8 protein-coding genes and 1 rRNA gene are annotated in these 9,446 nt (G+C 56.1%); 6 read left to right on the top strand and 3 right to left on the bottom strand.

Annotated elements, in window-relative coordinates; all coding sequences use genetic code 11:
* Positions 1-269: 269 nt before the first annotated feature.
* The 5 genes from BLR08_RS17645 (at position 270) to BLR08_RS17625 (ending at position 5,286) form a co-directional block, all read left to right on the top strand.
* A complete protein-coding gene (locus BLR08_RS17645) occupies positions 270-1,064 on the top strand; it encodes an alpha/beta fold hydrolase (protein ID WP_072337884.1) in 795 nt (264 codons plus the stop codon).
* Between the two features lie 209 nt (positions 1,065-1,273).
* Positions 1,274-2,620 carry an extracellular solute-binding protein gene (locus BLR08_RS17640; RefSeq protein WP_072337883.1) on the top strand — a complete coding sequence of 449 codons (1,347 nt, stop codon included), beginning with the start codon at positions 1,274-1,276 and terminating at the stop codon, positions 2,618-2,620.
* Between the two features lie 146 nt (positions 2,621-2,766).
* Complete coding sequence (locus BLR08_RS17635) at positions 2,767-3,642, top strand: carbohydrate ABC transporter permease (RefSeq protein WP_072337882.1); 876 nt, start codon at positions 2,767-2,769, stop codon at positions 3,640-3,642.
* A 37-nt stretch (positions 3,643-3,679) separates the two neighbouring features.
* Positions 3,680-4,561 carry a carbohydrate ABC transporter permease gene (locus BLR08_RS17630; RefSeq protein ID WP_083537546.1) on the top strand — a complete coding sequence of 294 codons (882 nt, stop codon included), beginning with the start codon at positions 3,680-3,682 and terminating at the stop codon, positions 4,559-4,561.
* A gap of 287 nt (positions 4,562-4,848) precedes the next feature.
* Positions 4,849-5,286: a thiol-disulfide oxidoreductase DCC family protein gene (locus BLR08_RS17625; protein ID WP_072337880.1), complete on the top strand. Its 438-nt coding sequence runs from the start codon at positions 4,849-4,851 to the stop codon at positions 5,284-5,286.
* Positions 5,287-5,419: 133 nt separating this feature from the next.
* On the opposite strand, the gene BLR08_RS17620 is transcribed toward BLR08_RS17625, so the two are convergent.
* The 3 genes from BLR08_RS17620 to BLR08_RS17610 all read right to left on the bottom strand — a co-directional run bounded on the left by BLR08_RS17620 (position 5,420) and on the right by BLR08_RS17610 (position 8,763).
* Positions 5,420-6,652: an ABC transporter permease gene (locus BLR08_RS17620; RefSeq protein WP_072337879.1), complete on the bottom strand. Its 1,233-nt coding sequence runs from the start codon at positions 6,650-6,652 to the stop codon at positions 5,420-5,422.
* Entirely contained in the window at positions 6,649-7,398 is a 750-nt protein-coding gene (locus BLR08_RS17615; RefSeq protein WP_072337878.1) for an ABC transporter ATP-binding protein, read from the bottom strand. The genes BLR08_RS17620 and BLR08_RS17615 overlap by 4 nt, the downstream gene beginning before the upstream one ends.
* A gap of 81 nt (positions 7,399-7,479) precedes the next feature.
* Positions 7,480-8,763 (bottom strand): APC family permease, encoded by a 1,284-nt coding sequence (locus tag BLR08_RS17610; RefSeq protein ID WP_256257826.1) that lies wholly within the window; start codon positions 8,761-8,763, stop codon positions 7,480-7,482.
* A 476-nt stretch (positions 8,764-9,239) separates the two neighbouring features.
* Here BLR08_RS17610 and BLR08_RS17605 point away from each other — a divergent pair.
* Positions 9,240-9,446 (top strand): 16S ribosomal RNA (locus BLR08_RS17605); the annotation flags it as partial.

The following is a 9,446-nucleotide window of genomic DNA, read 5'->3' as shown; positions in this document are numbered from 1 at the left end:
GGTAGGGGAGTTGTGCGGAAAACCGTACAAACTGCCCCCGTCCGGCGCTCCAAGCGAGCATGAGACTTAACGTAGCAACAAACGTCCGTTCATTCGTCAAACGAGGCTGCCCGCTCCATAAGGGACAGCCTCTTTTCGCTGCCGGGCTGAATGGCTTCCCGGAGAGGACTTAGACAGATTACGGTTCAACTTACAGCCCTTGGGGTAAATCGGGTATACTGAATATTGTGCAATCTGGCGCACACGCCATATCTTAGGAGGTACATATTATGGGACAAAGAACGGCAGACCGGGGCGGCTGGAGCCTCTCCTACCAAGAGCAGGGCTCAGGCCATCCGTTGGTGCTGCTTCACGGGTTTTGCGGCAGCGGCGCTTATTGGGATGAGGTGGTACCGCTGTTGGACGCTCACTTCCGCGTGATCGTGCCGGATCTTCGCGGTCATGGAGCGTCCGGCTCGCCGGATGAGCCTTGCACAATAGAGCAGCTGGCAGATGACATCGCGGCGTTGATCGACGAGCTAGGGACGGAAAAGGCCATCGTGCTCGGCCATTCGCTGGGCGGGTATGTGACGCTTGCGCTGGCTGAGCGCCATGCCGACAAGCTGCGGGCTTTTGGCCTCATTCACTCCACGGCTTATCCGGATGACGAAAAGGCCAAGGAAGGCCGGCTGAAAGGGATGCAGACGATCCGGGAGCAGGGGCTGCCGGTATTTATCGAAGGACTGGTGCCCAAGCTGTTCGCGCCGGCCCATCTGGAAACGATGCCGGAGGCCGTTCGGAAGGCCAAGGAAATCGGCCTCGGCACCAGTCCGGAAGGGGCGGTGCGCACGCTTGATGCGATGCGGGGACGGGCAGATCGCAACGCCGTATTGCGTGCTGCGGAGCTGCCGCTCCTGCTGGCGGCCGGCGAGCAGGATCAGATCATCCCGGCGGAGCGGACCTTCGTGGTCCAGGGGGAGAACGTGACGCAAAAGCTTATTCCCGGCACAGGGCATATGAGCATGATGGAAGCGCCCAAGGAGCTGGCGAATACGATCCTGGACTGGGTGGCTTCCTTCGCTTGATCGAACCGGCCGTCTCTCCGTTATACCGGACAACAAACACGGGCCAACCGGCCCGTGTTTTCAGCATGTCCGGGGATTTCCGGCATATCCGCTAATCGCGAGCATAAGAGAACCGGATTTTGTCTACCCTCCTTCTGAAGGATCTCCCCTATAACGCAGAAGCCATACTCCATATACTAAGCTTGTAAGCAAAAAGAGGAGGGTTTCACATGAAAAAGAGAATTACGGCTAGCCTTGCATCCGTATTGGCCTTATCGACGCTCGTAGCATGCAGCCAGGCCCCCGCCGAAACGGGCGGAACCAGCGGGAAGCCAAGCGGCGAGACGAAAACCGAAGCGCCGGCCGAGAAGATCAAGCTCTCCGTCTGGCATAACTTCTCCGGCGACGATCTGCGCGCCAAAGCGGTTCGCGGCCAGATTGAAAAATTCCAGAAGGCTCATCCCGAGATCGAGCTGGACGCCCAGGCTATTCCTCCCGATGGTTACCGTCAGCGGCTGAAGACCGTGGCGGCTGCCAACGAGATGCCTGACGTATTTTTCGCGCACGCGGGTACGGGGATCAAGGAATATTACGACGGAGGCCTCCTGCAGCCGATCACGCCTTTGCTTGACAAGAAGCCCGAATGGAAAAACAACTTCATGGAGGGTGCGTTCGGTCCGCTCTCATTCAATAATGAAATCTACGCAGCGCCGATCAACGCGTCGGTAACCTCGCTGTTTTTCTATAACAAGTCATTGTTTGATCAGCACGGGGTCAAGGTTCCGAAAACCTGGGACGAATTGCTGGCGGCTGTGAAGACGTTCAAGGAGAAAGGCGTTACTCCGATTTCTCTCGGCAACAAGGCGGCCTGGCTGGCCCAATCCAGCATTCTCAGCTCGCTGGCGGATCGCGTGACGGGTACGGACTGGTTCATGAAAGCGGCCAAGCAGGATGGAGCCAAGTTTACCGATCCCGAATTCGTTCAAGCGCTGACTTATTTCAAGGGCTTGGCCGATGCGGGCGCCTTCCAGCAAGGCTTCAACAGCCTTGATAACACGCAGATGGAGCAGTATTTCATCCAAGGCAAGGCAGCGATGATGATTGACGGCGCATGGGCGCTTACGAATATGGCGGCGACCGGTACGAAGGAGCAGCTGGATCAAGTAGAGGTCACCGTGCTTCCGGCGATCCCGGGGGGCAAAGGCGATCCGAACACCCTCTCCGGCGGAGCGGGCGGCGGACTGGCGATCAGCAAGAAGCTGACCGGCAAGAAGCTGGATGCGGCGTATGAGCTAATCTATACGGTTAGCGGACCTGAAGGCATGAAGGCCGTAGCCGAAAGCAACTCTGTCGTCAACTACAAGGTCGATGTAGATCCGACGAAAGTAACATCCCTGTTCCTGAAGGCTTATAACCTGACCAAGCAAGTGAAATTCACGCCGGTATATGACGCCTACCTGAGCTCCCAAGGGGCCGAGGCTATCAACAACGGTCTTCAAGAGCTGCTCATGGGCGGCAAACCTGAAGATATTGCCAAGAAGCTGCAGGACGCTCAAGCCAAATCTCTCGGCAAATAACGATCCGTCTCTTCCGGAAAGTGTTTGACTGGCGGTGAACCATGGATAGAATCGGCTTTTCTCCGGAGAAGCCGGTCCGCCTTGGGACCAGCCGCTCGGCAATCACCCTACAGCCGCATCATTAGTCATTGAAAGAGGGGTTCGCTATGGCTGCCGCAAATCGGGTACGGGGATTTATTTTCATAGGCCTGCTTCCCGCCTTATTGATTTATACGGTATTCGTCATTATTCCGATCTTCTGGTCAGCCTTCTACGGGTTCTTCGACTGGAAAGGCATCGGCGCGATGAAGTATGTCGGCTTCGCCAACTATATGGAAGTGCTGCAGGACCCGGTATTCTGGCGGGCGTTCAAAAACAATCTGATCATCGTTGCCGCTTCGATATTCGGACAAGTGCCTATTGCGCTTTTCCTGTCATTGGTGCTGTGGAAAAGCTCGTTTTTTCACCGGTTCGTCCGCTCCGCCGTATTTATGCCGATGGTGCTCGCATCTGTAGTCATCGGGATTATCTGGGGATATATTTACAACCCGCAGATCGGCATTCTGAATTATCTTCTGGACAGCCTCGGCCTGTCTTCCTGGATACAGGACTGGCTGGGCGATCCGAAGGTCAATATGTATTCGGTCAGCGTGCCGATCGTCTGGGCTAATATCGGCCCTTATCTGATTCTGTTCATCGCCGCCATCCAGAATATATCCTCGGAGGTCGAGGATGCCGCCAAAATTGACGGCGCGGTCGGATTCCGCAGACTGTATCTGATCGTCGTGCCGATGATCTGGGATACGATCAAGGTAGCTATCGTGCTTTGTATTTCGGGAAGCCTCAAGGCCTTTGATCTGATCTACGTGATGACGCACGGAGGACCGGCGCAATCGACCGAGCTTCTCGCTACCTACATGTATAACAGCACCTTCAATGTTTTCCGGTACGGATATGGTGCATCGGTGTCCACCTTGATTATTATTTTCAGCATGATTTTGGTACTCGGCAGCCAGATACTCATGAAGCGCAAGCAGGATTAGCCGGGGAGACGATCATCAGAAGAAGGAGGGACTGGACATGGAGGCAACAACTGCAAGCGGCAAAGCGGCCGCAGGTCTAAGCCCGACGGCGAAGCTGGCAAGACAGCTCAGATCCTGGCTGGCGAACGGGCTGTTGACTTTATATGCGCTGCTGACGCTTTATCCACTGGTCTGGCTATTCATCAGTTCGTTCAAGTCCAATCAGGAATTTTACGGCAAGCCGTTCTCGCTGCCCTCCGTCTGGCAAATCGAGAACTTCACGAGAGCTTGGAAGGTGGCCGGGCTTGGCACGGCGATGACCAATTCGGTTATTGTTACTTTCTGTTCCATGGCGCTCACGCTGCTGCTCGGTACGCTGGCGGCTTATGTGCTCTCCAGACTGGAGTTCAAGCTGAAGGGCTTTATCATGGCTTTGTTTGTTCTGGGCATGCTGATTCCGATTCACAGTACGCTCGTACCGTTGTTCATCATGATGAAGTCGATGGGGATTCTGGATTCTTATGCGGCATTGATCCTGCCTTATACAGCGTTTGAATTGCCGGTTGCCATCTTTGTAGTTGCCGCTTATTTGACCTCGGTGCCGAAGGAAGTGGAAGAAGCCGCGATGATCGACGGGAACGGCTATTGGGGGATTTTCTTCCGGGTCATTTTTCCTCTGTCGGTTCCGGCGATGGCGACCGTCTCGATTCTGGCTTTTCTCCGGTTTTGGAACGATTTTGCTTTTGCCCTCGTGTTTATTAACAAGAATGCGCTGAAGACGCTGCCGCTCAGTTTGTCGATCTTCTCGGACGGTTTCGGCACAGACTACAGCTTGACGATGGCGGCAATGGCGATAGCCGTCATTCCGACGATTGTCATCTATCTGATTTTCCAGGAGCAAATTATGAAGGGCATGGTCGCGGGAGCGGTAAAAGGCTAGTTCCGGGCGCTGACCGTCGCTGTCCATCTCTACCGACTCCGACAACCACGAGTGCCGAGCCTTAGCAAAACTGCCCGGCATTCGCTGCTATATACGATTGTTGGCAAGAAGACCGGAAAGGCCGCTGCGGGCGGCCTGTTTGCGTTCCATATGGCTGACGGAGGAGGATAAGCTGCTGCAAGAAGCAGCAATATCGCGTATACTGGAGATGCCAGCGTAATTCGCTGAACTCGATAATGCCAGCAGGCTTCAGCAGAAAATCGGAACTTGCGGAGGAGGCCGGGAGAATGAGCGAGCAGAGAGAAAGCGGCCGGATAATATCTGTGCATCCGGTTGTTTTGTATGATGGCGATTGCGGTTTTTGCCAGCGAGCCGTTCAGTTTATATTACCGAGAGACCGGAGGGGCATCTTCCGCTTCGCGGCGCTCCAGTCGGAGACGGGACAGTCGCTGCTCCGGCAGCATGGCTTGGAAGGAGCGACTCCCGACACGTTTGTGCTGGTCCAGCAAGGGCGGGCTTTTACCCGGTCAACCGCCGGGCTGCGCGTGCTGAGGGAGCTGGGAGGAGCATGGCGGTTATGCTACGCGGCGATTATCGTCCCGGCTCCGCTGCGCGATGCCGTTTATTCTCTATTTGCACGCCATCGGTACCGGCTATTCGGGAGAACGGACGCCTGTATGATCCCGAGCCCCGAGGTCCGGGAGCGGTTTCTGGACCGGGGCTAGCATGCAGCGTGCGTTGTTTTGCCCCGTCAGACGGGGAGATCAGGAGCTGACTGTTCAGCTCCTATTTGGCGTTGGAGCGCAGAGCCTGCGTCCTGTCCGAGCATACCCTGAGCACTGTAAGCGCAATGAACTGCTAGATCTCGGCGCTGGTCCGCACCCGGCATAAAAGCAAAGTCAATCCCCAGCCAGCGGCCAGCAGAACGAACGCATAGTAGAAGGCCGGCAGCGCCCACAGCAGCGGCACAGCGAGGAGCGCGACTGCGGCGGCATGGATGCTCCTGACGACGCTCGCGGCGGATGAGGCGCGGAGCTGCGGTGGAAGCGGGTAAATGAAGGACCAGTCCGAGTGGCGGTATGCCTTCGTCAATTCCTTCAATTGCAGGGCGAGCAGCGCCGCGAATACGAGGAAGACGAGCGTCGGCACCAGGAAACCCCGGGTGAACGCGATGATCAGAAACCCCAGAATGCTTAAACGCAGCGCAATGCCGAAGATTTCGGAGCGGAGCCACACATAGGCGTACAGAAAACGGTACGTATGCGCCGTCTGAAAGCGGAAGCCCCCGAGGCGCTCCATCAGTTTGCGCGGCGCATGAACCGAGCGGGGACGGCCTTGCATGTCGCTGACGTCGACGAATTGATTCAGCAGCTGCAGGATGGCTCGTCTATGCTTGCGCTCTGTGTCGACCAGCCGCAGCCATTGCAGCGTCCGTACCGTGGATAGGCGGATAAGGCCTACGTATAGCAGCAATGCGGCGGCGACGATCAGGGTGCCGACCCACGGCCGCAGGGTAAGCAGCGCATAAGTCAGGCTGCCTGCAGCCAGCCAGCGGCTTAGCGACCAGACGATTCGGGCCGGCTTGGAGGCAAGCAAGGCGGCTTCCAGCCATCTGGCCTGCAGCAAGATGCGCTTGATCGCGATCAGCACAAGCAGCGCATGCAGAAAGCCCGGCTTGTCTCCTTCGGAGAAGGCGTAGGCGGGCCAAACGGCCAGCCAGACGATGAGTACGCCGATGGTCTGCCAGGCCCAGGCGCGATTGACGGCCTTGGTCATATACCCCCTTACCAGCTCCGACTCCAGCGGTATCCAGAACACCAGATCCGGTTCTCTCAAGTAGGTGCGGATGGGACTAAGCGCGAGGATCGGCAGCAGAACGAGCGTGATGATCTCCCGAAACGGAAACCCCGGCGGGGCCATGACCAGCAGTTTGCCGTACAAATAAGTCATGGCCAGCATGCCGAGCACGATCAGCAGAGACACCGTTTGCAAAGCATATCCGACATAGGGCTTGATCTCCGCCAGAAATGCCCGCTCCCGTTTGCTCCACAGCCGCCCGGCATCGAATGTCAATGGCTCCGGCTTGCTCATCTCGCATTCACATCCTGAGTGACCAGGCTGCAGAATACGTCATCCAGCGGCGCGCCCGGCATCCTGGCCGCAGAGCGCAGCGTCTCCAGATCGCCGTAGGCGGCCAGCCGTCCCTGATGAAGCACGACATAGCGGTCGCCATAACGCTCGATCGTGGACAATATATGCGAGCTGATGAGAATGGCGGCTCCGTCCGATTTGACCTTGGCCATCAGCTCCAGCAGAGACCGGATGCCCAGCGGATCCAAGCCCAGGAAAGGCTCGTCGATGATATACAGGTCAGGCTTTACAAGGAATGCGCTCATGATCATGACTTTCTGCTTCATCCCTTTGGACAGATGAGCCGACAGCCGATTATGGAAGGGAGCCATCTGGAAGTCCTCCAGCAGTATAGCGGCTCTTTGCTCATAAGTATCCCTGCTCAGACCGTAAGCCATCGCGGCCATCTCCAGGTGCTCGCTTACCGTCAGCTCTTCATAAAGCAGCGGCGTTTCGGGCACATAAGCATACGTGCGGCGGTAGGAGGTCGGATCGTCCTTCAGCAGGCGGCCTCCGAGCCTGACCGTTCCTGAATGCGGCTCCATCAGCCCGAGAATATGCTTGATGGTCGTGCTTTTGCCCGCGCCGTTAAGTCCGATTAGACCGACCATCTCGCCCGGCTTGACTGTGAAGCCGATATCGTGCAGCACAGGTCTTTGCTTGCTGTAGCCCCCTGTGAGATGTTCGACATGCAATAAAGCTTCCATTGTGGCTTCACCTCTTTACGCCATATTTTACAACAATTTATACCAAAAACGAAAATGAAGTCATCTCTCATCAGACAACGTCTAAGCCTCCTCCGGCGGGCTGTCCGAATCAGCTGGCAGCGGAGATGTTCGTTTGGCGATATATAGATAGAGAAGACAGCATGCCGCCGTGAGCAGGGGAACGGCCAGGTATCCGCCGGAAAACGGGGCAATTGCGACGCATAAGGCGGTGGAGATCCCGGCGGCCCAGCGGCCTTTGGGATCATGCCAGAGCAGCTTCAGACAAGCGAGGGATGCGAGTATGTAGACCAGAATCCCGAGGGTGGTCGGGAGGAGCAGCAGCTTGTCGACCGGGTAGGCGAACCGGTAACTGAACAGCAGCACCAGCGCGTTGGTGATAAATAGAAACAGCACCGAGCGGTACGGCGTACCGTTGGCCGATGTGCCCGAGAACCAGCGCGGCAGCTTGCGGTCGGCGCCCAGCGACAACGCCAGGCGGGAAGAGCTGGCCAAATAAACGTTAAGCGTGCCGAGGCAGACGATGCAGGCGATGATAGCGGTCGCGAGACCGGCGTTGACGCCCAGCGCCCGATTCATCAGCGAGGCCAAGGGCGCGGTATCCGCTTCGCTGCCATAAATGCCGGTGCCCACCGTAACGACAGCGAGCAGCGTGTAGACAAGACCGACGACAATAACGCTGATCCAGGTGCTGCGCATGACGTCCGGATGGGGGCGCTTGAATTCGGGCACCAGATGGGTGATGCTCTCCCAGCCGAAGAACGCCCAGAAAATAAGCACGCAGGCTTGACCGATCCCCCGCACGCCAAAAGGAGCGAAGGGGACGAAATGGTTCGGTGTCGTTTCGGGCAAGCTGTAGGCGATGGTCACCACTAGCAGGATCAGAACAGTACCGCTCAATCCGAGAGACACTAGGCCGCTTATGCGCATGCCCAGCAGATTGGAGACCAGCGCGGCCGCCAGCAGCAGAAAGGCAATCCCATACACAACAGGCGGGGGCCAATGGAAGGCGGCGGCGATATAGGCTGCGCCTGTTAATCCGACAACGGCTTGCCCCGTAGCAACCCAGACGAGGAAGAACCAGCCGACGATCGCTCCCCACGTATCGCCGAAAGCCGCATTCACTATAGTAGAGATGCCGCCGTAATTTTCGTACTTGAGGGCAAGCCGGGCGAAGGTGTAGGCCACCGGTATGCTAAGCAAGGAAAGGATTGCCCAGGCCAGAATAGAAGCGGGGCCGGCTACCTGTGCGGTATACCCGGGCAATATCAGAATGCCCGAACCGAGAACGGCTCCCATATACAGGGCCACGCCCTGCGTTATGGTAACGGTACGTTTTTGCATCATAGGACACAGGCTCCTTCATAAACATACAGATGTATATAATTGGAGAAGATACAGGGTTGCATTGTGGAATGCAAGCATGGTATATTGTAACCCGGCCCAAGAAAGCAGGGCAAAAAAAAGATAGAAATTACTACTTGCATGTCGGGTAGTAAATGTGGTAAATTAGCTTTCGTTGTCCGATTCATTAATGTAAAGCTTCTGCACCAAGCGGGTTCGTCCCCTGGATTGGAAATAAAACATTAAAGAAAAAGATGCTTGCAATACAAAAATGAATGTGTTATAGTAATCCTCGCTGTCACGAACGGCTAATGAAATAACAGCTGTGAACATGGACAAGCGATCGATGAAATTGCCCTTTGAAAACTGAACAACGAGTGAGTGTTAAATAGAGAATGAAAATTCTCGCTAGCAGTAAATTTTGAGCAAGTCGAACTACCTTTTGTAGCCATTTCGAGCTTCGGTTCGAAAAGACTACCTTAATGGAGAGTTTGATCCTGGCTCAGGACGAACGCTGGCGGCGTGCCTAATACATGCAAGTCGAGCGGATCTGTTCCTTCGGGGATAGGTTAGCGGCGGACGGGTGAGTAACACGTAGGCAACCTGCCTGTAAGATCGGGATAACTACCGGAAACGGTAGCTAAGACCGGATAGCTGGTTTCTTCGCATGGAGAGATCATGAAACA

Source organism: Paenibacillus sp. cl123, assembly GCF_900101595.1.
In the GTDB taxonomy this organism is placed as follows: Bacteria; Bacillota; Bacilli; order Paenibacillales; family NBRC-103111; genus Paenibacillus_G.
The sequence above is the reverse complement of the archived record's forward strand: the minus strand, read 5'-3'. Positions and strand labels throughout refer to the sequence as shown.

Bases quoted from the DNA above. Each gene is read 5' to 3' on its own strand.
- BLR08_RS17645 (WP_072337884.1), top strand. From the start codon at position 270: ATGGGACAAAGAACGGCAGACCGGGGCGGCTGGAGCCTCTCCTACCAA.
- BLR08_RS17640 (WP_072337883.1), top strand. From the start codon at position 1,274: ATGAAAAAGAGAATTACGGCTAGCCTTGCATCCGTATTGGCCTTATCG.
- BLR08_RS17635 (WP_072337882.1), top strand. From the start codon at position 2,767: ATGGCTGCCGCAAATCGGGTACGGGGATTTATTTTCATAGGCCTGCTT.
- BLR08_RS17630 (WP_083537546.1), top strand. From the start codon at position 3,680: ATGGAGGCAACAACTGCAAGCGGCAAAGCGGCCGCAGGTCTAAGCCCG.
- BLR08_RS17625 (WP_072337880.1), top strand. From the start codon at position 4,849: ATGAGCGAGCAGAGAGAAAGCGGCCGGATAATATCTGTGCATCCGGTT.
- BLR08_RS17620 (WP_072337879.1), bottom strand. From the start codon at position 6,652: ATGAGCAAGCCGGAGCCATTGACATTCGATGCCGGGCGGCTGTGGAGC.
- BLR08_RS17615 (WP_072337878.1), bottom strand. From the start codon at position 7,398: ATGGAAGCTTTATTGCATGTCGAACATCTCACAGGGGGCTACAGCAAG.
- BLR08_RS17610 (WP_256257826.1), bottom strand. From the start codon at position 8,763: ATGATGCAAAAACGTACCGTTACCATAACGCAGGGCGTGGCCCTGTAT.